Raw genomic sequence first — 21468 nt, forward strand, 5'->3', positions numbered from 1 at the left:
GGGCCGATGACAGGTGGGTGATCGGTCTGTCGGGCGGGGCTTCGCTGCCGTACGGTCATTGCAGATGAGAGAAACACCCCGCTCGCAGGGGACTGCGGGCGATGCCGAGCCGGTGCTTCCCCAGCCCCGACCCGGCTGTGCCCTCGCGCACACCACTGGAGCCTCCGGCTCCGGATCTCCTCACCGATCGGACGGCCGCCCGCCCCAAACCCCCCGGGGCGCGCGGCACACCGATCGCCACGGCGGCCCCGGAACCACCCCCCCTGTTCCGGGGCCGCCGACTGTTCACTCCCCTTCCGCGCCACGGGCGCCACTGCCCGCGGTCCTCGCGCCCCTCGCACTGATCGCGCTGCTCGCGCTGTGCACCTGGCAGATCGCCGCCCACGGCCCCCTGCGCGCTGACGACGAACGGCTCGGCCGCGCGATCGCCGGCTCGGCGCTCCCCTCCCCCGTCGCCGAGTTCCTCGCCGACCTCGGCAATACGGCGGTGGCGGTCCCCGTCCTCGCCGTCGCCCTCGGCTGGGCGGCGTGGTGCGCCCGGCGCGCGGCAGCGCCGCGCTGGTGGCTGACGCCGCTGGCCGCCGCGGTGGCGATGGCGGCGGTTCCGGCGCTGGTGGTTCCGTTCAAGGCGCTGATCGACCGCCCCGGCCCGCCCGGGCCGCTGGCGGGGGAGACCGGATTCTTCCCCTCCGGCCATGCCGCGACGGCCGCCGTCGCCTACGGCGCGGCGGCGCTGCTGCTCCAGCCCCTGCTGCACCCGCGGCTCCGGCGGCCCCTCCTGGTGGCGGTCGCCGTGCTGAACCTCGCCGTGGCCGCCGGGCTGGTCCAGCGCGGCTACCACTGGCCGCTGGACACCGTCGCGAGCTGGTGTCTGTCCGGTCTACTGCTGTGGACGGTGTTCAGGGTCAGCCGGTTGAGCCACAACGGTCAGTCCACCCCCGGCCCCCACACGCCCCGGCCGCCCCGGGCCGCGCCGAGCGACCCGGGGTGACCTCGGCGCGGGGCTCCGCCCTCAGCTGTCGAACCCCAGCCCCACCTTGTCCATGGCCTTCAGCCACAGATTGCGGCGCCCGCCGTTCGCGTCGGCCCGGGTCATGGACCACTGGGTGATGCCGATCCCCGCCCAGCGCACCGGCTCCGGCGGGAAGGGCAGGGGCTTGCTGCGGACCATCTCCAGGCGGGTGCGCTCGGTGCGCTCACCGGCGAGCAGATCGAGCATCACCTCGGCGCCGAACCGGGTCGCCCCGACGCCCAGGCCCGTATAGCCGAGCGCGTAGGCCACCCTGCCCCCGTGCGCGCTGCCGAAGAACGCGGAGAAGCGCGAGCAGGTGTCGATGGCGCCGCCCCAGGCGTGGCTGAAGCGCACGCCCGCCAGCTGCGGGAAGCAGCGGAAGAAGTGCTCGGCGAGGGTGCGGTAGGTGGCGGGGTGGTGGTCGTACTCGGCGCGCACCCGACCGCCGTAGCGGTAGATGATGTCGTAGCCGCCCCACAGGATGCGCTGGTCGGCGGTGAGCCGGAAGTAGTGGAAGTGGTTGGCGGTGTCGCTGAGTCCCTGCCTGCCTCGCCAGCCGATCGCGTCGAGCTGCTCCTGGTTGAGCGGCTCGGTCATCAGCGCGTGGTCGTAGACGGGGGTGATGTACGGGCGGACGCGGCGCACCAGCGCGGGGAAGGCGTTGGTGGCGAGCGCCACCTGGCGGGCGCGCACCCGGCCGAAGGGGGTGCGGACGGCCATCGCCGCCCCCGCGCTCGCCAGCCGTGCGGCCGGGGTGTGTTCGTAGATCCGTACGCCCAGCTCGGCGCAGGCCCGCGCCAGGCCCCAGGCGAGCTTCGCGGGGTGCAGCATGGCCACGCCGCGGCGGTCCCACAGCCCGGCGAGGAAGGTGGGCGAGTCGACCTGGGCGCGCACCGCGTCGCGGTCGAGGAACTCCTGTTCCCCGACGCCGAGGCCGGCCGCCAGCTGGGCGGCCTCGCGCAACTCGGCCACCTGGTACGGCTCGGTGGCCACATCGATCTCGCCGGTGCGCTCGAAGTCGCAGTCGATGCCGTAGCGCTCCACGGCGGACTCGATGGCGGCGAGGTTGCGGTGGCCGAGCCGCTCGAGTTCGGCCAGCTCATCGGGCCAGCGGGCGGCGCCGTTGCCGAGGCCGTGGGTGAGGGAGGCGGCGCAGAAGCCGCCGTTGCGGCCCGATGCGGCCCAGCCGATCTCCTGGCCCTCGACCAGGACCACCTCACGGTCGGGGTCGCGCTCCTTGGCGATCAGGGCGGTCCACAGTCCGCTGTAGCCGCCGCCGACGACGAGCAGATCACACTTCTCCTCCCCGACGAGGGCGGGGCGGGGGCCGGGCCGGCCGGGGTCGTCCAGCCAGTACGGCCGGTACGCGGCCCCGGCCAGGGCCTTCCAAGCGGACGGGGTGGGGGCACCCTCGCCCCCGGACGAGCGGGTCATGGCGTCCGTGGCCATGGTTCTCAGCTCCTCTTGCGGCGGGCGCCGGCCAGTTGGCCGACGAGAACGCACAACACCGCGACCGCGAACATCGCCGTTCCGATCACATTGATCTGCACGGGCGTGCCGCGCTGTGCGGATCCCCAGACGAACATGGGGAAGGTCACGGTCGAACCGGCATTGAAGTTGGTGATGATGAAGTCGTCGAAGGAGAGCGCGAAGGACAGCAGCGCGCCCGCGGCGATACCGGGCGCCGCGATCGGCAGGGTGACGCGCAGGAAGGTCTGCGCCGGGGAGGCGTAGAGGTCCTGGGCGGCCTGTTCCAGCCGGGGGTCCATGGACATCACCCGCGCCTTGACGGCCGTCACCACGAAGCTCAGGCAGAACATGATGTGGGCGATGAGGATCGTCCAGAAGCCGAAGTCCACCCCCATGTTGAGGAAGAGGGTGGCCAGCGAGGCGGCCATCACGACCTCGGGCATCGCCATCGGCAGGAAGATCAGGCTGTTGACCGCGGGACGGGCCCGGAAGCGGTAGCGGGCCAGCGCGAAGGAGATCATCGTGCCGAGGACGGTCGCGCCGATCGTCGCCCATACCGCGATCTTCAGGCTGAGCGAGAGCGAGCCGCACAGGTCGGCGACGCCGCACGGATCGGTCCAGGCGTCGGTGGAGAACCGCTGCCATTCGTAGTTGAACCGGCCGTTGGGCTTGTTGAAGGAGAAGACCAGGACGACGACGTTGGGCAGGGTCAGATACGCGAGGGTGCCGAGCCCCGCGATGACCACCAGGTTCCGCCGTATCCAGCGCGTCAGGGCCGTCACACCAGGTCCTCCGTCCCGGACTTGCGGATGTAGACGGTGACCATCGTGAGGATGGCCGCCATGAGGATGAAGGACAGCGCTGCCGCCGTCGGATAGTCCAGCACCCGCAGGAACTGCGACTGGATGACATTGCCGATCATCTTCTGGTCGGTGGAGCCCAGCAGTTCGGCGTTGATGTAGTCGCCCGCGGCGGGGATGAAGGTGAGCAGCGTGCCCGCGACGACACCCGGCATGGACAGCGGGAAGGTCACCCTCCGGAAGGTGGTGATGGGGCGGGCGTAGAGGTCCCCGGCGGCCTCGTGCAGCCGGGGGTCGATGCGCTCCAGGGAGGTGTAGAGCGGAAGGATCATGAAGGGCAGGAAGTTGTACGTCAGCCCGCAGACCACCGCGAGCGGGGTGGCCAGCACCCGTTGCCCCTCGGTGATCCCCAGATAGCTGGTGACGTCCAGGAGGTGCAGCGAGTTGAGCGCGCCCACCACCGGGCCGCTGTCGGCCAGGATCGTCTTCCAGGCGAGGGTGCGGATCAGGAAGCTGGTGAAGAACGGCGCGATGACCAGGATCATCACCAGATTGCGCCAGCGGCCCGCCCGGAAGGCGATGAGGTACGCGAGCGGATAGCCGAGCAGCAGACACAGCACGGTGGCGGTGGCGGCGTAGAGCACCGAGCGCAGGAAGTGCGGGTAGTACTCGGTGAGCGCGTCCCAGTAGGTCTGGAAGTGCCAGGTGACCTTGAAGCCCTCTTCGAGGGAGCCGGTCTGGACGGAGGTCGACGCCTGGTAGATCAGCGGCGCGGCGAAGAAGATCAGCAGCCAGAGGATGCCGGGGAGCAGCAGCCAGTAGGGCACCAGCCGCTTGCGCACGGCGGGTTTGATCAGGGGCGGCTTCTGTACGGGCCCGGCGTCCGGCGCGGGCCCGTCGTCCGGCGCGGCTTCGGGAGTGGCCGTAACGCTCATGGGGCCTCCTCGTCCAGCTCCGTACCGGCGTCGATGTCCTGGGCCGCGTCGAGGCCGAAGGTGTGCGCGGGGTTCCAGTGCAGAACGACCTCGGCGCCGGGGACGAGCCGGGCGTCGCGCTCGATGTTCTGCTCGTAGACGGTGATCTCGGGGCAGTCCGGGGTGGTGATGAGGTACTGGGTGGAGACGCCGATGAAGCTGGAGTCGACGATCCGCCCGGTGATCCGGTTGCGCCCCTCGGGGACGGCCCCTGCGTCCTCGGCATGGGCCAGGGTGATCTTCTCGGGACGCACCCCCACCAGCAGTTTCCCACCCGTGCGGACGGGTGCGCTACATCGGTCGGCGGGCAGGGCGAGCTTCCCGCCGGCGGCGCTGAGGACGAGGTCGCCGCCGCTCTTGTCGGTGATCTCGGCCTCGATGAGGTTGGAGGTGCCGAGGAAGTTGGCGACGAAGGTGGTGCCGGGGTTCTCGTAGAGGTCGGCGGGGGCGCCACGCTGCTCGACCCGGCCGCCGTTCATCACCGCGACCGTGTCGGCCATGGTCATGGCCTCCTCCTGGTCGTGGGTGACGTGGATGAAGGTGATGCCGACCTCGGTCTGGATGCGCTTGAGCTCAAGCTGCATCTGGCGGCGCAGCTTGAGGTCCAGCGCGCCCAGCGGCTCGTCGAGCAGCAGCACCCTGGGGTGGTTGATGAGCGCGCGGGCGACGGCGACGCGCTGCTGCTGCCCGCCGGAGAGCTGCTGCGGTTTGCGGCGGGCGAAGTCACCGAGCTGGACCAGCTCCAGCATCTCCCCGACCTGCTTCTTCACCGATTTGACGCCGCGCCGGCGCAGTCCGAAGGCGACGTTCTCGAAGACGTCGAGGTGCGGGAAGAGGGCGTAGCTCTGGAAGACCGTGTTGACGGGCCGCTTGTGGGGCGGCAGGACGGTGATGTCGTCACCGGCCAGCCGGACGGTCCCGGTGGTGGGGTCCTCCAGCCCCGCGATCATGCGCAGGGTGGTGGTCTTGCCGCAGCCGGAGGCGCCGAGCAGGGCGAAGAAGGAGCCGGCGGGTATGTGCAGATCGAGCGGGTGGACGGCGGTGAAGGACCCGTAGGTCTTGCTGATCCGGTCGAGCCGGACGTCGCCGCCGGAGGTGGGCTGGGTCATGGCGGTGCGCTTCCTCGCTTGTCAGGCGCCGGTGAGCTTGGCGAACTTGTCCTCGAACGCCGCCTCTTCCTTGCTGGAGAGCGAGCGGAAGGAGTGGGACTTGGCGGCCATCTCCTCGTCCGGGAGGATCAGCGGATTGTCCGCCAGCGACTTGTCGATCTTCGCGAGCTCCTCGCGCACCCCGTCGACGGGGCAGACGTAGTTGATGTACGCGGCGATCTTCGCGGCGACCTTGGGCTCGTAGAAGTAGTCGATGAGCCGTTCGGCGTTCCTCTTGTGGCGTGCCTTGTTGGGGACCAGGAGGTTGTCCGTGGCCGTCATATAGCCGGCGTCGGGGATGGCGAACTCGATCTCGGGGTTGTCCGACTGGAGCTGGATCAGATCCCCGGCCCAGGCCATACAGGCGGCGAGGTCGCCCTTGGTGAGGTCGCCGGTGTAGTCGTTGCCGGTGAAGCGGCGGACCTGGCCCCGGTCGGACGCCTTCTGGAGGCGGGCGATCGCGGCGTCGTAGTCGTCGGCGGTGACCGTCTCGGGGTTCTTGCCCATGTCCAGGAGGGTCAGCCCGACGGTGTCGCGCATCTCGGTCAGCAGCCCGACCCGGCCCTTGAGCTTGGGGTCCTCCAGCAGCTGGGAGACGGAGGTGACCTTTCGGCCGCCGGTGGCCTTCTTGTTGTACGCGATGACGGCGGGGATACCGGTCCACGGGTAGGAGTGGGCGCGGCCCGGGTCCCAGTCCGGAGTGCGAAAAGGTTTCGCCAGGTTGGTGTAGGCATGGGGCAGTTGGGCGGGGTCCAGCGGTTGCATCCAGCCGAGCCGGATCATCCGGGCGGCCAGCCAGTCGGTGACGCAGATGAGATCGCGGCCGGTGTCCTGGCCCGCCGCGAGCTGCGGCTTGATCTTGCCGAAGAACTCGACGTTGTCGTTGATGTCCTCGGTGTACTTGACCTTGATGCCGGTACGGCGCTGGAACGCGTCCAGGGTCGGATGGCGGCCGCCCTTGCCGACGTCCATGTACTCGGTCCAGTTGGAGAAGGCGAGCCGCTTCTCCTCGGCGGAGTGGTCGTCGGAGGCGTTGTCCACCTCGGTGCGTCCCGCCGGCGGGATACCGCAGCCGCCGAGCGCCCCGAGCCCGCCGACGGCGATCGCCCCGGCGCCTCCCGCCCGCAGCAGGGAGCGGCGGGTGAGCGCCATACGGCCGCTGGTCATGGAGCGCCGCATCGCGGCGATCTGCGGTGGGGACAGGCTCTCGGGCTCGTGCCGTGCTTCCATAAGCTGTGCCTTTCGAGGGTGTCGGCCGGTGGCGGCCGGCCGAGGCCACGCGGAGGTGGCCGCACATTCAGGTCTGTCGGTCAGGTCTCTCGGTCCCCGAAGACCGTGCGGTGCCAGTCCTTGCGGACCACCGCGGTGTTGTCGAACATCACATGCTTGACCTGCGTGTACTCCTCGAAGGAGTACGCCGACATGTCCTTGCCGAAGCCGGATGCCCGCACCCCGCCGTGCGGCATCTCACTGATGATCGGGATGTGGTCGTTGATCCAGACGCAGCCGGCCCGGATCTCGCGGGAGGCGCGGCCCGTACGGTAGACATCGCGGCTCCAGGCGGAGGCGGCGAGACCGTAAGGGGTGTCGTTGGCGAGCGCGATGCCCTCGTCGTCGCTGTCGAAGGGGAGGACGACCAGGACCGGGCCGAAGATCTCGGACTGGACGACCTCGCTGTCCTGGCGCGCGCCGGTGATGAGCGTGGGCCGGTAGTAGGCGCCCTTGGCGAGGTCGCCGCCCGGGGCCTCGCCGCCGGTGACGACGGTGGCGTAACCGCGGGCCCGCTCCACGAAGCCCGCCACGCGGTCGCGCTGGGCGTGGGAGATCAGCGGGCCGAGGTCGGTGTGCGGATCGAAGGGATCGCCCATCCTTACGGTCGCCATGAGATCGGCGACGGCGGCGACGAACGCGTCGTACACCGGGCGCTGCACATACGCCCTGGTGGCCGCAGTGCAGTCCTGTCCGGTGTTGATCAGCGCGCCCGCGACGGCGCCGTGCGCGGCGGCCTCCAGGTCCGCGTCGTCGAAGACGACGAAGGGCGCCTTGCCGCCGAGTTCGAGATGGATCCGCTTGACGGTGGCGGTGGCGAGTTCCGCGACCCGCTTGCCGACCGCCGTGGAGCCGGTGAAGGAGGTCATCGCCACCCCGGGGTGGGAGACCAGGCGCTCCCCCGCCTCGCGGCCGGTGCCGCTCACCACGTTGACGACGCCGTCCGGGAGGCCCGCCTCCGTGGCCGCCTGGGCGAACATCAGCGAGGTCAGGGGCGTCAGCTCGGCGGGCTTCAGCACGATGGTGTTGCCCGCGGCGATGGCCGGGAGGACCTTCCACGCGGCCATCTGGAGGGGGTAGTTCCAGGGGGCGATGGAGCCGATGACACCAATGGGCTCGCGGCGGATGTACGAGGTGTGGTCGCCGCTGTACTCACCGGCGGCCTTGCCCTCCAGGTGCCGGGCGGCGCCCGCGAAGAAGGCGGTGTTGTCGATGGAGCCGGGCACATCGAACTCGGTGCTGAGCTTGATGGGCTTGCCGCACTGGAGCGACTCGGCGTGGGCGAGGTCGTCCGCCCGCTCGGTGAGCGCCGCGGCGAAGCGGTGCATCGCGTCGGACCGCTCACCGGGGGTGGCGCCCGCCCATTCGGGGAAGGCGGCCTCGGCGGCGGCCACGGCGGCGTCGACATCGGCTGTACCGGCGAGCCGGTAGCTGAACACCTGCTCGCCGGTGGCCGGGTCGACGACCGCGTGCGTGCCCTCGGAACCGCCCTCGCCCAGACGGCCCGCGATGTACTGGGCACCGTCGGCGAATCGCTCCGTCACGTCGAACCGCTGATCCATCGCGCTCTCCTCCGCCGATCCGCCCATAGGGGCACGGCGTAGCTACAACCGGAATTGATGGCCGATCCTGACAGAGGAGCAGCGCTTCAACAAGGGATTCCGTTGTTGCTTTTTGGTTTCGCGACGGATTCAGTGATCAGAGTGGCTTCGGCATCACCGTTTCCGAGCCGGACCCCGGTCCGGACCGACGGATTGAGCAGCCGGTCCGGAGTCCGGTGCGGGCGCCGGTGGAGACGCCGCTCCGGGGTCCGGTAGGGACGCCGTCTAGAAGACGGAGTCGACGGCGGCGTCCAGCGCGGCGAGGTAGATCGCCGGGAGCACCATGCCGATGATGCCGCAGACCAGACCCGCGGTGGCCGATCCCCCGTTGTTCGCCTCGCCGCGGCTGACCTTCCCCTTGCCGATGGCGCCGAAGATGATCGCCAGGATGCCGAGGATGACCGCGAAGACCCACAGGAAGTAGGTGATCCCGCAGACCAGACCGACGATGCCGCAGACCAGCGCGGCCGTGCCCATGCCATTGCTCAGCTGCATCGGCATCCCCGCCGCCCCCGGGTAGACGGGCGGCGCGGCGGGGTAGCCGGCCCCGGGGTACTGGGGCTGCTGGGCCGGGGGCCGCGCCGGCGGCGGGGGCGCGGCGTAGGGATTGGCCTGTGGCTCGTACGGTCCCTGCTGTGGACCGGGTGTGTTGCTGGACATCGTTGGTCTCCCCTCCTGGTTAACGTCCGGCAATGTTATGGGCAGGACTCATGCCTGGACAGCTCAATTGCCCAGGTCGGCGGGGCTGTCGGTGGCGGGTGCGAGAATCCTGGGCATGAAGACGAACGGGGTGGGGGATTCGGTTTCGGCGGAGGGAAGTCCCCCGGTTCCGGTGGACGGGGGCCCTCGGTCGGTCGAGGAGCTGGTCGACCGGGTGGCGCGCGGTGAGCGCCTGAAGTACGTGTGGTTCTGGGGGCATCGCCCCAGGCCGGACGGAAGCGCGGGTTCGGGGTGCTTCAGCCAGTGGTGGCCGTCACCGTTCTCCGTGGACGGGGTCACCTATGCGACGGCCGAGCACTGGATGATGGCGGGCAAGGCGCGGCTGTTCGGCGACGCGGAGGCCGAGCGCCGGGCGCTCGGCGCCTCCCACCCCAAGCAGGCCAAGGACGCGGGCCGCGCGGTGCGCGGCTTCGACGAGGAGACCTGGCGGCGCCATCGCTTCGGGCTGGTGGTGGAGGGCAGTGTGCACAAGTTCGGCCACCACCCCGAGCTGCGCGCCTATCTGCTGGGCACCGGGGCACGGGTGCTGGTGGAGGCCAGCCCGGTGGACCGGGTGTGGGGCATCGGGCTGGCGGCCGACGACGAGCGGGCGGCGGACCCGGCTCGCTGGCGAGGGCTCAATCTGCTGGGGTTCGCGCTGATGGAGGCGCGTCAGCGGCTGATATCGGCGAGCGGTGGCGGGAGCACCGCCGGGGCCGAGACGCCGGCATAGTCCGGGTCGTCACCGCCGCCCGAGTCGTCGTCCTCGGCGGCTATGTAGACGAAGATCATGACGATGCTCGCCACCACGGCGATCACCCCGAGGATCACCCCGGCCAGCGCCGAGCCGCCATTGGTCGCCTCGCCGCCGGCCGCCCTGGAGCGGCCGAGCACCCCGAAGATGATCGCGAGCACACCGAGGATGATGCCGAGCACGATGCTCGCGAAGAGCACGAGGCCGATGATGCCGAGCACCAGGGCGGCCGTGCCATGGCCGTTGTTCGGCACGTACGTCCCGCCGGGCCAGCCCTGGCCGTACGCCCCTCCGGGGTAGCCGGAGCCGGGGTAGCCCGTTCCCGGGTAGCCCGTTCCCGGCTGGGCGGTGCCGGGGTAACCCGTGCCGGGGTGGGCGGTGCCCGGGTAGCCGTAGCCGGGATGGCCCTGGCCCGGCGCCGCGCCGTACGGGGATTGCTCGTACGGGGACTGCTGGCCGTACCCGGGCTGGGCGTACCCGCCTTGGCCGTATCCGTTCGGCTGCGCGTACTCGCCCTGGCCGTATCCGTTCGGCTGGGCGTATCCGTTCGGCGCGTAGCCCGCGGGGCCGTACGGTCCGGCCGCTGCCGGGTAGGCGCTGGGCGTGCCCGGGCCGGTCGGCGCGGGCGGCGGTGGGGGCACCGCGCCCGGCGGGGTCACCGGGCCCCGGGGCCGCGCGGCGCTCGGCGGGGGCGGCGGAGGGAGCGGGGGCGTCGGGCCCGGCATGGCGGGATGGGAGGTGAGGGTCGGCTGCTCGGCCACCCTGGGCCGGGGAGCGGGGGGCACCGGGGGCCGGGGCGCGGATATGTCCTGCTGACCCACGCCCACCGCGTTGTCCGCCACGCCCGCGTCGGCCGCGCGGCTGTCCGCCGCGTCGCTGTCCGGCGCGCCTATCTCCTCAGCGGCCTTGTCCATCGCGACCCGCTGCGCCGGTGGAGCCCAGGGGGCGCGGTCGAGCGGCTCGGGCTGCCTCGGCAGACCGGGTCGCCGCTGCTCATCCTGCGGCTCGGACGGGTCGTGCTGGTCGGCCATGAAGCTCCCCACAAAGACGTCCGCCCATGCTACGGCCTGTGGCGAGCCCGTCGGCGCCACACAATACGATGACCGGATCCCGCCGTCGGCGGGCGTCTCCCGGAGGTTTTGTTGACCGATCTGACCACCTTCATCGCCGGGCTGCCCAAGGCGGAGCTCCATGTGCACCACGTGGGATCCGCCTCGCCGCGCATCGTGGCCGAACTGGCCGCCCGCCACCCCGACTCCAAGGTGCCCACCGATCCCGAGGCCCTCGCCGAGTACTTCGTCTTCCGGGACTTCGCGCACTTCATCGAGATCTACCTCTCCGTGGTGGACCTGATCCGCGACGCCGAGGACGTCCGGCTGCTGACCTACGAGATCGCCCGCGACATGGCCCGGCAGAACATCCGCTACGCCGAGCTGACCGTCACGCCCTACAGCTCGACCCGTCGCGGCATCCCGGACACCGCCTTCGTCGAGGCGATCGAGGACGCCCGTAAGGCCGCCGAGTCGGATTTCGGCACGGTGCTGCGCTGGTGCTTCGACATCCCCGGTGAGGCCGGTCTCGAGGCCGCCGAGGAGACCACCCGGATCGCCTGTGAGCTGAACCCCGAAGGGCTGGTCGGCTTCGGTCTCGGCGGTCCGGAGATAGGGGTGCCGCGCCCCCAGTTCAAGCCGTACTTCGACCGGGCCATCGCCGCCGGGCTGCGCAGCGTGCCGCACGCGGGCGAGACCACCGGGCCGCAGACGATCTGGGACGCCCTCATCGAGCTGCGGGCGGAGCGCATCGGCCATGGCACCAGCGCCGTCCAGGACCCGAAGCTGCTCGCCCATCTCGCGGAGCACCGCATTCCGCTGGAGGTCTGCCCGACCTCCAACATCGCCACCCGCGCCGTCGCCACGCTCGGTGAGCACCCCCTGAAGCGGATGGTCGAGGCGGGGGTGTTCGTCACGATCAACAGCGACGACCCGCCGATGTTCGGCACCGACCTCAACACCGAGTACCAGGTCGCGGCCCAGCTGCTGGATCTGGACGCGGCGGGCGTCGCGGCCCTCGCCAAGAACGCGGTCGAGGCGTCCTTCCTGGACGCCGAGGGCAAGGCGCGGCTCTCGGCGGAGATCGACGCCTACACGGTGGTCGCGGGCCGATGAGACCGGCGGGGGCGGGATGCGTCCCGGTCGGCCACCGCGGCGACCCGTATGTGTGCCGTGAGAACACCCTGCCCTCGATCCGCTCCGCGGTGCGCGCGGGCGCGGGCGCGGTCGAGATCGACGTACGGCTGACCCGGGACGGTGTGCCGGTGCTGCTCCACGACGCCACGCTGAAGCGGCTGTGGGGCGAGGACCGGCCGCTGTCCGGGCTGACCGCCGAGGAGGTGCGGCAGCTGACCGGCGGAGGCGTGCCGACCCTGCGCGAGGCCCTCGCCTGCGCCGGCTCCACCCGGCTGCTGATCGACCTGCCGGACGCGTCGGCCGCGCCCGCCGCCGTCGCCCAGGTGCGGGAGAGCGGGGCGGCCGGCCGGGTGTACTACTGCGGCGCCCTGGCGGCCCTGCACGCCGTGCGCCGTGCGGACCCGGATGCCGAGATCGCGCTGACCTGGACCACGCTGGCCCCGCCGCGCCCGGCGCTGCTGGCCGCGCTGCGCCCCCGGTGGCTCAACTACCGCTTCGGGCTGGTCTCCCGGGAGCTGGTCGCCCGCCATCACGCCGACGGGCTGCTGGTCTCCGCCTGGACCGCCGACACCCGCCGGTCGATGTCCCGGCTGCTGCGGGCGGGCGTCGACGCGATCACCACCAACCGCGTCGCCGCCCTGGCGTCCCTGGTCCGGATCTCCCCCCTTGGTCATGACAGATGACCCTTTGGTCATGACAGGTGACCCTGCCATGACCAAGTGAAAGCCGGCCCGGGAATCGGCCCCGCGTCAGCCCAGCGACGTCATCACGTGCTTGATGCGGGTGTAGTCCTCGAAGCCGTACGCGGACAGGTCCTTGCCGTAGCCGGACTTCTTGAAGCCGCCGTGCGGCATCTCGGCGACCAGCGGGATGTGGGTGTTGATCCAGACGCAGCCGAAGTCCAGGGCCTTGGACATCCGCATCGCGCGGGCGTGGTCCTTGGTCCACACCGACGAGGCCAGCGCGTACTCCACACCGTTGGCGTAGGAGATGGCCTGCTGTTCGTCCGAGAAGGTCTGCACGGTGATGACCGGGCCGAAGACCTCGTTCTGGATGATCTCGTCGTCCTGCTTGAGCCCGGAGACCACGGTGGGCGCGTAGAAGAAGCCCTTGTCGCCGACCCGGTGGCCGCCCGCCTCGACCTTGGCGTGCGCGGGGAGCCGGTCGATGAAGCCGGTGACCTGGGCCAGCTGGTTGGCGTTGTTCAACGGGCCGTACAGCACGTCCTCGTCGTCCGGCGCGCCGGTCTTGGTCTCGGCCGCGGCCTTGGCGAGCGCGCTCACGAACTCGTCGTGGATCGACTCGTGGACCAGCACCCGGGTGGCGGCCGTACAGTCCTGGCCCGCGTTGAAGAAGCCCGCGACCGAGATGTCCTCGACCGCCTTGGGGATGTCGGTGTCCTCGAAGACCACGACGGGGGCCTTGCCGCCGAGCTCCAGGTGCACCCGCTTGAGGTCCTTCGAGGCGCTCCCGGCGACCTGCTTGCCGGCCCGCACCGAGCCGGTGATGGACGCCATGGCGGGCACGGAGTGCTCGACCATCAGCCGGCCGGTCTCGCGGTCGCCGCAGATCACGTTGAAGACGCCCTGCGGATGGCCCAGTTCTGCCAGCACCCCGCCGATGATCTCGGCGAACAGCACGGTGGAGGCGGGCGTGGTGTCCGAGGGCTTGATGACGACCGTGTTGCCCGCCGCCAGCGCCGGGGCGAACTTCCATACGGCCATCATCATCGGGTAGTTCCACGGTGCGACCTGGGCGCACACCCCGACCGGCTCCCGCCGGATGATCGAGGTGAGCCCCTCCATGTACTCACCGGCCGAGCGGCCCTCCAGCATCCGGGCCGCGCCCGCGAAGAAGCGGATCTGGTCGATCATCGGCGGGATCTCCTCGTCCCGCGTGAGACCGATCGGCTTGCCGGTGTTCTCGGACTCGGTGGCGATCAGCTCCTCCGCCCGCGCCTCGAAGGCGTCGGCGATCTTGAGCAGGGCCTTCTGCCGCTCGCCGGGCACCAGGTCGCGCCAGGCCGGGAAGGCGGCCTCGGCGGCGGCCATCGCCGCGTCCACGTCCGCGGCGCCCGACAGCGGCGCGGTGGCGTAGGGCTCGCCCGTGGCCGGGTTGACCACCTCCGTGGTCCGCCCGTCCGCGGCGTCCCGGAACTCTCCGTCGATGTAGTTGCGCAGACGACGCAGTTCGGTGGTCACGTGCCACCCCTCCTGTCAGCTGTCCGATGGGTGAGACACCCACAGTAGTCGCCAGGCCTGCGTTTTCAACATACCCGCCACACCAGAACGACGGAATCAGTGTTTTCAAGGCCCCTTCACGACGAAATTCATCGCAGAAGGGTTGCGACACGGGCGAGGCTCGTGCACAGTGAGGGTCGTGGCCACACCTGACAAGAACGGCACGCCGACCCTCGACTCCGTGTCCCTGGCGATCATCGAGCAGCTCCAGGAGGACGGTCGCCGGCCGTACGCCGCCATCGGAAAGGCCGTCGGGCTCTCCGAGGCCGCCGTACGGCAGCGTGTGCAGAAGCTGCTCGACCAGGGCGTGATGCAGATCGTCGCCGTCACCGATCCTCTCACCGTGGGGTTCCGGAGGCAGGCGATGGTCGGCATCAACGTCGAGGGCGATCTCGACCCGGTCGCGGACGCGCTGACCGCCATGGACGAGGTCGAGTACGTGGTCGTCACCGCGGGCTCCTTCGATCTCCTGATCGAGATCGTCTGCGAGGACGACGACCATCTCCTCGAAATGATCAACAAGCGGATCCGCACGCTGCCCGGTGTGCGCTCCACCGAGAGCTTCGTCTACCTCAAGCTCCGGAAGCAGACCTATACCTGGGGAACGAGATAGCAATGAGCGCCGACCTCTCCAAGACGGCGTACGACCACCTGTGGATGCACTTCACCCGCATGTCGTCGTACGAGAACTCCCCCGTGCCGACGATCGTGCGCGGTGAGGGCACGTACATCTACGACGACAAGGGCAAGCGGTACATCGACGGCCTGGCCGGCCTGTTCGTGGTCAACGCGGGCCACGGCCGGGTCGAACTGGCGGAGACGGCCTACAAGCAGGCCCAGGAGCTCGCCTTCTTCCCGGTGTGGAGCTACGCCCACCCCAAGGCCGTCGAACTCGCCGAGCGGCTCGCGGGCTACGCGCCCGGCGACCTGAACAAGGTCTTCTTCACCACGGGCGGCGGCGAGGCCGTCGAGACCGCGTGGAAGCTGGCCAAGCAGTACTTCAAGCTGATCGGCAAGCCCACCAAGCACAAGGTCATATCCCGGGCGGTGGCCTACCACGGCACCCCGCAGGGCGCCCTGTCGATCACCGGCCTGCCGGGGCTCAAGGCTCCCTTCGAACCGCTGGTCCCCGGCGCCCACAAGGTCCCCAACACCAACATCTACCGTGCCCCGATCTTCGGTGACGACCCCGAGGCGTTCGGCCGCTGGGCCGCCGACCAGATCGAGCAGCAGATCCTCTTCGAGGGCGCGGACACCGTGGCCGCGGTCTTCCTGGAGCCGGTGCAGAACGCGGGCGGCTGCTTCCCGCCGCCGCCCGGGTACTTCCAGCGGGTCCGCGAGATCTGCGACCGCCATGACGTGCTGCTCGTCTCGGACGAGGTCATCTGCGCCTTCGGGCGGGTGGGCACGATGTTCGCCTGCGACAAGTTCGGCTACGTCCCGGACATGATCACCTGTGCCAAGGGGATGACCTCCGGCTACTCCCCGATCGGCGCGTGCATCGTCTCCGACCGGCTCGCCGAGCCCTTCTACGAGGGCGACAACACCTTCCTGCACGGCTACACCTTCGGCGGCCATCCGGTCTCGGCCGCGGTGGCCCTGGGCAACCTCGACATCTTCGAGCGCGAGGGACTCAACCAGCATGTGCTGGACAACGAGACCGCGTTCCGCTCCACGCTGGAGCGGCTGCACGATCTGCCGATCGTCGGCGATGTCCGGGGGAATGGTTTCTTCTACGGCATCGAGCTGGTGAAGGACAAGGCCACCAAGGAGTCCTTCGACGAGGAGGAGACCGAGCGGATCCTCTACGGCTTCCTCTCCAAGGCGCTGTTCGAGAACGGGCTGTACTGCCGCGCCGACGACCGCGGTGACCCGGTCGTCCAGCTGGCCCCGCCGCTGATCGCCGACCAGGCGGTGTTCGACGAGATCGAGCAGGTGCTGCGGACGGTGCTGACGGAGGCGTGGACGAAGCTCTGAGGCCACCTCGGCAGCTCAAGGCCACGTGGCTCAGGCCCACTTGAGGCCACGTGGCTCAGGCCCGCTTAAGGCCACGTGGCTCAGGCCCACTTGAGGGCGAACCACAGCTCCATGCGGACGTCCGCGTCGCCCAGGTCCAGATCCAGCAGGGCCCCGGCGCGGGCGATCCGCTGACGGACCGTATTGCGGTGGACCTCCAGCGCCACCGCCGTACGGTCCCAGCTGCCGTGCAGCGACAGCCACACCCGCAGCGTCTCCAGCAGCGCGGGTGCGCCCTCGAGCGGCGCCAGCAGGGCCCGGCCGTGCGCCCCCGCCTCGGCCGGGTCCACCAGCGAGCCGACCCCGCCGGTGCGGGCCGGGCCGTCCCGCACCAGCGGCACCCGCTCGGCGACGGCCCGCCGCAGCGCACGGGCGGCGTCGGCGCCGCCGCGCGTCAGGTCCGCGGCCGGTACGGGCGCCCCGACGCCGAGGGTCCAGCCGGGCTGGGCCCGTACCTCCCCCTCGCCCGGGACCAGGGCGCTCAGCGCGTCCCCGTCGAGGTCGACCAGCGGTGTCCCGAGCCCGGCCGCGAGCGCCGCCGTGGCCAGCAGCCCGTCGTCCCGGCCGCGGCCGCGCCTCCGCCCGTGCACCACGGTCCACAGCCCGCCGTCCTCCGGGGGCTCGGGGGACGTCCCCGGCTGTCCGGGCTGCCCGAGTGTCCCGGGCTGCCCTGGCTGGCCCGACTGCCCTGGCTGCCCCGGCTGGCCCGACTGGCCCGGCTGCCCCGGCTGCCCCGGCGAGGGACTCAGCAGCGCCGCCACCCGCGCCGGTTCGGCGCCGAGCATCAGCCGCACCAGCGCCGATGTGCGCCCGGCCTCGGCCCCGACCACCCGCCGCGCCGTCAGCAGCGACAGCAGCACCACGGCCACCCCCACGATCGCTCCGTCCGCCCCGTCCCGCCGGGGTGCGCAGACGCCGAGCGCGAGCCGGTCCTCCGGCCCCGCCGGGCCGCCCAGCCCGTACGCGGTCAGCAGCAGCTCCTCACCGGCCGCGCCGGTCGCCCTGCCCGCCGCCGAGGACGGGCCCGAGCGCAGCCGCGCCGCGAGCGCGCCGAGCGCCTTACGGGCCTCGCGCGGCGGGCGCGGCCCGGCGGCCACCAGCTCCGCGCCGTCCGGCGCGTCCGGACCGGCCGGGCCGTAGAGCACCGTCCACGCCCCGAGGTGCTGGCTGAGCTGGCGCAGCACGGCCGGTACGGGGTGCGGGCGCGCCGCGGCCGTCGCCAGTGACTGCTGCGCCTCGGTGAGGCTCCGCAGCTCATGGTGGCGGCGCTCGGCCATCGCGTCCCATACGGCGCTCGCCACGGCCGTGAAGGTCGTCTGCCGGGGCACCTCCACGAGCGGCAGCCCGTGCCGGTCGCACGCCTCGGCCAGCGCGCGGGGCACCGTGTCGTGCACCGGTGCGATGCCGAAGCCGAGCGCCGCCGCCCCCGCCTGGACCGTACGGGCCACATAGCGGTCCCAATAGGTGCCCGCGCCCGCCGCCTCCGGGCAGTGCACCCCCGCACTGAGCAGCAGCTCTCCGCCCAGCAGATACGGGACGGGATCCTCCATCTCGCTGGTGTGGACGAAGTACACGGGTGTGTCCGCCTCGCGCCCGCCCGCGACCTGCCGCAAGCCCAGGGCGGGGTGGCGCAGAAGGGTGGAGAGCGGGACGGGGGCCGTCGGGGGGACGCGGTCGTTCATCACGGCGAGCCTCGCGAGGGGATGGTTCGTACATCCCGGGGATCGGGAGTGGAGGAAACGTACACTTCCCGGACGCTTCGGCGACACCTAGGGTCTCCGTCACTCCCCACATTCCGCACACTCCCCCGGGGCTCGATCCCCGCGGATCGCCGGGACCTCCCCGAACCCGTGCGTCCCCGCCCGACGTCCCGACCTCCCGACCGCCAGCCGACCCCCGCCGGACCGAGGAGCACCACCATGACCGCTGTCGACTACACCGTGATCGTCGTCTATCTCGCGGGCATGCTCGCGCTCGGCTGGTGGGGGATGCGCCGCACCAGCTCCACCAGCGACTTCCTGGTCGCGGGGCGGCGGCTGGGGCCGCTGATGTACTCCGGGACGATGGCCGCGATCGTGCTCGGCGGCGCATCCACCATCGGCGGTGTCGGGCTCGGCTATCAGTACGGGCTCTCCGGCGCCTGGATGGTCATCGCCATCGGCCTCGGGCTGCTGGCGCTGTCCGTCTTCTTCTCGGCGCGCATCGCCCGGCTCAAGGTCTACACGGTCAGCCAGATGCTGGATCTGCGCTACGGCGGCTCCTCCGGGCTGATCTCGGGCATCGTGATGTGGGCCTACACCCTGATGCTGGCGGTCACCTCGACCATCGCCTACGCCACCATCTTCGACGTGATCTTCGGTCTTGACCGGGTCGTCGCCATCGTGCTCGGCGGGGCGATCGTGGTCTGTTACTCGACGCTCGGCGGCATGTGGTCCATCACCCTCACCGACATGGTGCAGTTCGTGGTCAAGACGGTGGGCGTGCTGCTCCTGCTGCTGCCGATCGCGGTGGTGAAGGCGGGCGGCTTCGACGCGATGAAGTCCGAACTCCCGCACGGCTACTTCTCCCCCATGGGCATCGGTGGCCAGACCGTCTTCACCTATGTGCTGATCTACTCCTTCGGCATGCTGATCGGCCAGGACATCTGGCAGCGGGTCTTCACCGCCCGCGATGACCGGGTCGCCCGCCTCGGCGGCACCGCGGCCGGGACGTACTGCCTGGCCTACGCGGTCGCGGGCGCGGTCATCGGCACGGCGGCCAGGGTGCTGTACCCCAAGCTGGACGCCCCGGACGACGCGTTCGCGACCATCGTCAAGGACGCCCTCCCGGTGGGCGTGAAGGGGCTGGTGCTGGCCGCCGCGCTGTCCGCGGTGATGTCCACCTCCTCGGGCGCGCTGATCGCCTGCGCGACGGTGGCCAACAACGACATCTGGGCCCGGCTGCGCGGACGTACGCTCCGTACGGTCGGCGCCTCCCATGACGAGATCGGCGGCAACCGCGTCTTCATCCTCATCATGGGCGTCGCCGTGATCGGCATCTCCGTGGCGCTCAACAATGTCGTCGAGGCGCTGACCGTCGCCTACAACATGCTGGTCGGCGGGTTGCTGATGCCGATCCTGGGCGGGCTGCTGTGGAAGCGCGGCACGGGCGCGGGCGCCCTGGCCTCGGTCGGTGTCGGCGGCCTTACCGTCATCGCGCTGATGGGGTGGAAGGGCATCCTCGCCAACGAACCCATCTACTTCGGGCTGCTGGCCTCGCTGGTGGCGTATGTCGCGGTCAGCCTCGCCACCAAGCCGACGGACGCGGCGATCCTGGACGTCTGGCGGCGACGGCTGGCCGGTGAGCCCACCGCACCCGCCTCGGAGACCACCAGTCCGGCCACCGCGGGCGCCTGACACCGGCTCACGCTCGCTCTCCTCGGTACACATCGTCAGAAAGGCAACCACCCCATGCCCACCGCACAGCGCGCGCGTCACGGCGGCGATCTCGTCGTGGAGTCCCTCACCGCGCTCGGGGCGAGCACCGTGTTCGGGCTTCCCGGACAGCACGCTCTCGGGGCGTTCGACGCGCTGCGGCGGTCCGGGCTCACCTATGTGGGACTGCGGGTGGAGAACAACGCCGGGTTCGCCGCCGACGCCTTCGCGCGTGTCACCGGCACGGTCGCACCACTGCTGGTGTCCACCGGGCCGGGGGCGCTCATGACGCTCGCCGCGCTCCAGGAGTCGGCGGCGGCCTCCGCGCCGGTCCTCGCCATCGGCAGCCAGGTGCCCACGGCGGGGCTCGGCGGCGGGCGCAAGGGCTATCTCCATGAACTCGTCGACCAGAAGGCGTCGTTCCGCGACGTCGTGAAGTCCGTCCACACGGTCCGTACCGCCTCCCAGATCCCCTCCGCGGTCGCCGCCGCCTGGGCGTCCGCGCTGGAGGCCCCCGCCGGGCCGGTGTGGCTGGAGATCCCGCAGGACGTGCTGCTCGCACCGGTCTCCGTGCCGCCGGTGACCTCCCTGCGGGCCGAGCCCCGGCCGCTGCCGCCCCGGCCCGAGCTGACGGCGGAGTCCGCGAGGCTGCTGAACGCCGCCGAGCGTCCGGTGATCCTGGCCGGGGGCGGAGTGGTGCGCGCCGGGGCGCGGGAGGAGCTGCGGGCGCTGGCCGAGGCACTGGACGCGCCCGTGGCGACGACCTTCGGCGGCAAGGGCGCGTTTCCGTGGGATCATCCGCTCTCGCTCCAGTCCTGGCTGGAGGACGCGCACACCACCGAGTTCCTGGAGGACGCCGACGTCCTGCTGGTCGTCGGCTCCGGACTCGGTGAGCTCTCCTCCAACTACCACACGTTCCGCCCGCGCGGCCGTCTCGTCCAGATCGAGGCCGACCTCGGCAAGCTGGAGTCCAACCACCCGGCACTCGGCATCCACGCCGACGCCCGCGAGGCACTGGCCGCGCTCGCCGAGGCCGTCACGCCCCGCCCGCCGGGCACGGCGGCCAAGGCCGCGGCCGGTCTGCTCACCCGGGTGCGGGAGCGGATCGACGCACAGGGCCTGGAGCTGGAGCGGCGGGTGCTGGGCGCGGTGCGGGACGCGCTGCCCGATGGCTCCCCCAGCTTCTGGGACATGACGATCCTCGCCTACTGGGCCTGGTCCGCCTTCGATCCCCGTGCGGGCGCCCTGCACACGGCCCAGGGCGCGGGCGGCCTCGGCTACGGCTTCCCGGCCGCCCTCGGAGCCGCCGCCGCGGACCGCGACCGGCCGGTGCTGGCCGTGTCGGGCGACGGCGGCGCCATGTACTCGATCGCCGAACTCGCGACCGCCCATCAGTACCAACTCCCCATCACCTGGCTGATCGTGGACGACGGCGGCTACGGCATCCTGCGCGAGTACATGACGGACACGTTCGGCGAGGCGACCGCCACCGAGCTGTCCCGCCCGGACTTCGTCGCACTGGCCGAGTCCTTCGGCGTCCCGGCGGTCCGTACCACACCCGAGCGGCTGCGTGCGGACCTCGCCGGCGCCATCGCGGCCCCGGGGCCCTCGGTCGTGGTACTGCCCGCGCTGCTGCGGATGTTCGCGCCCACCCACCTCGACCGGCTCGCCGACGGCGGCCCCGGCCCCGACGGCGGCCCCGGTCCCGGTCAGCCCTGATCGGAGCCCGACCCCGATCAGGGCTGATCGGAGGAAATGGGGGGCCATCCGCGCCGAGCCTGGGCGCGGGCCCCCACCCGAGTCCTTACCGTGCCAGTGACCCATTGGCTCCGCACTCGTTCACCCAACCGGGGGAATGAGACGGTCGCAGGTAAGGCGAGGTGCTC

18 protein-coding genes are annotated in these 21468 nt (G+C 71.4%); 8 read left to right on the forward strand and 10 right to left on the reverse strand.

Annotated features, from left to right (window positions below; translation table 11 throughout):
* Positions 1–64 precede the first annotated feature (64 nt).
* Positions 65–991 (forward strand): phosphatase PAP2 family protein, encoded by a 927-nt coding sequence (locus tag KHP12_RS17605; protein ID WP_246643130.1) that lies wholly within the window; start codon positions 65–67, stop codon positions 989–991.
* A gap of 21 nt (positions 992–1012) precedes the next feature.
* On the opposite strand, the gene KHP12_RS17610 is transcribed toward KHP12_RS17605, so the two are convergent.
* The 7 genes from KHP12_RS17610 to KHP12_RS17640 form a co-directional block, all read right to left on the reverse strand.
* Positions 1013–2461: an NAD(P)/FAD-dependent oxidoreductase gene (locus KHP12_RS17610; protein ID WP_245010178.1), complete on the reverse strand. Its 1449-nt coding sequence runs from the start codon at positions 2459–2461 to the stop codon at positions 1013–1015.
* Positions 2462–2466: 5 nt separating this feature from the next.
* On the reverse strand, positions 2467–3264 hold the full coding sequence (locus tag KHP12_RS17615; protein ID WP_210609955.1) for an ABC transporter permease: 798 nt from the start codon (positions 3262–3264) through the stop codon (positions 2467–2469).
* Positions 3261–4217 carry an ABC transporter permease gene (locus KHP12_RS17620; protein ID WP_208653179.1) on the reverse strand — a complete coding sequence of 319 codons (957 nt, stop codon included), beginning with the start codon at positions 4215–4217 and terminating at the stop codon, positions 3261–3263. The genes KHP12_RS17615 and KHP12_RS17620 overlap by 4 nt, the downstream gene beginning before the upstream one ends.
* Entirely contained in the window at positions 4214–5365 is a 1152-nt protein-coding gene (locus KHP12_RS17625) for an ABC transporter ATP-binding protein (RefSeq protein WP_086884640.1), read from the reverse strand. Before KHP12_RS17625 ends, KHP12_RS17620 begins: the two co-directional genes overlap by 4 nt.
* Before the next feature lie 21 nt (positions 5366–5386).
* On the reverse strand, positions 5387–6634 hold the full coding sequence (locus KHP12_RS17630; protein WP_211833161.1) for a polyamine ABC transporter substrate-binding protein: 1248 nt from the start codon (positions 6632–6634) through the stop codon (positions 5387–5389).
* Positions 6635–6714: 80 nt separating this feature from the next.
* A complete protein-coding gene (locus KHP12_RS17635) occupies positions 6715–8235 on the reverse strand; it encodes a gamma-aminobutyraldehyde dehydrogenase (protein ID WP_086884642.1) in 1521 nt (506 codons plus the stop codon).
* Positions 8236–8499: 264 nt separating this feature from the next.
* Positions 8500–8934 carry a DUF4190 domain-containing protein gene (locus KHP12_RS17640; protein WP_086884643.1) on the reverse strand — a complete coding sequence of 145 codons (435 nt, stop codon included), beginning with the start codon at positions 8932–8934 and terminating at the stop codon, positions 8500–8502.
* A 115-nt stretch (positions 8935–9049) separates the two neighbouring features.
* Between KHP12_RS17640 and ybiA the strand changes: the two genes are divergently transcribed.
* Positions 9050–9706, forward strand: coding sequence for a riboflavin biosynthesis intermediates N-glycosidase (gene ybiA, locus KHP12_RS17645; RefSeq protein ID WP_086884644.1), 657 nt, complete (start codon positions 9050–9052; stop codon positions 9704–9706).
* On the opposite strand, the gene KHP12_RS17650 is transcribed toward ybiA, so the two are convergent.
* Positions 9646–10758: a DUF4190 domain-containing protein gene (locus tag KHP12_RS17650; RefSeq protein WP_211833162.1), complete on the reverse strand. Its 1113-nt coding sequence runs from the start codon at positions 10756–10758 to the stop codon at positions 9646–9648. The two genes, ybiA and KHP12_RS17650, sit on opposite strands and share 61 nt — an antisense overlap.
* 111 nt (positions 10759–10869) lie before the next feature.
* On the opposite strand from KHP12_RS17650, the gene KHP12_RS17655 reads away from it, so the two are divergent.
* Together KHP12_RS17655 and KHP12_RS17660 are read left to right on the forward strand one after the other, a co-directional pair.
* Positions 10870–11892: an adenosine deaminase gene (locus tag KHP12_RS17655; RefSeq protein ID WP_182470708.1), complete on the forward strand. Its 1023-nt coding sequence runs from the start codon at positions 10870–10872 to the stop codon at positions 11890–11892.
* Positions 11889–12596: a glycerophosphodiester phosphodiesterase gene (locus tag KHP12_RS17660; RefSeq protein WP_211833163.1), complete on the forward strand. Its 708-nt coding sequence runs from the start codon at positions 11889–11891 to the stop codon at positions 12594–12596. Before KHP12_RS17655 ends, KHP12_RS17660 begins: the two co-directional genes overlap by 4 nt.
* A gap of 66 nt (positions 12597–12662) precedes the next feature.
* On the opposite strand, the gene KHP12_RS17665 is transcribed toward KHP12_RS17660, so the two are convergent.
* A complete protein-coding gene (locus KHP12_RS17665) occupies positions 12663–14114 on the reverse strand; it encodes a gamma-aminobutyraldehyde dehydrogenase (RefSeq protein WP_086882362.1) in 1452 nt (483 codons plus the stop codon).
* Between the two features lie 178 nt (positions 14115–14292).
* Between KHP12_RS17665 and KHP12_RS17670 the strand changes: the two genes are divergently transcribed.
* Positions 14293–14766: an Lrp/AsnC family transcriptional regulator gene (locus KHP12_RS17670; protein ID WP_020868121.1), complete on the forward strand. Its 474-nt coding sequence runs from the start codon at positions 14293–14295 to the stop codon at positions 14764–14766.
* Positions 14767–14768: 2 nt separating this feature from the next.
* Positions 14769–16130, forward strand: a complete 1362-nt coding sequence (locus KHP12_RS17675; protein WP_086882363.1) for an aspartate aminotransferase family protein — start codon at positions 14769–14771, stop codon at positions 16128–16130.
* An 80-nt stretch (positions 16131–16210) separates the two neighbouring features.
* Here the strand turns inward: KHP12_RS17675 and KHP12_RS17680 are convergent, their stop codons facing one another.
* Positions 16211–17851: a PucR family transcriptional regulator ligand-binding domain-containing protein gene (locus tag KHP12_RS17680; RefSeq protein WP_086882364.1), complete on the reverse strand. Its 1641-nt coding sequence runs from the start codon at positions 17849–17851 to the stop codon at positions 16211–16213.
* Between the two features lie 237 nt (positions 17852–18088).
* On the opposite strand from KHP12_RS17680, the gene KHP12_RS17685 reads away from it, so the two are divergent.
* Both KHP12_RS17685 and KHP12_RS17690 read left to right on the forward strand, forming a co-directional pair.
* Positions 18089–19564, forward strand: a complete 1476-nt coding sequence (locus KHP12_RS17685) for a sodium:solute symporter family protein (RefSeq protein WP_086882365.1) — start codon at positions 18089–18091, stop codon at positions 19562–19564.
* A 54-nt stretch (positions 19565–19618) separates the two neighbouring features.
* Positions 19619–21301: a thiamine pyrophosphate-binding protein gene (locus tag KHP12_RS17690; RefSeq protein WP_086882366.1), complete on the forward strand. Its 1683-nt coding sequence runs from the start codon at positions 19619–19621 to the stop codon at positions 21299–21301.
* Positions 21302–21468: the final 167 nt, after the last annotated feature.

Source organism: Streptomyces asiaticus, from assembly GCF_018138715.1.
In the GTDB taxonomy this organism is placed as follows: Bacteria; Actinomycetota; Actinomycetes; order Streptomycetales; family Streptomycetaceae; genus Streptomyces; species Streptomyces asiaticus.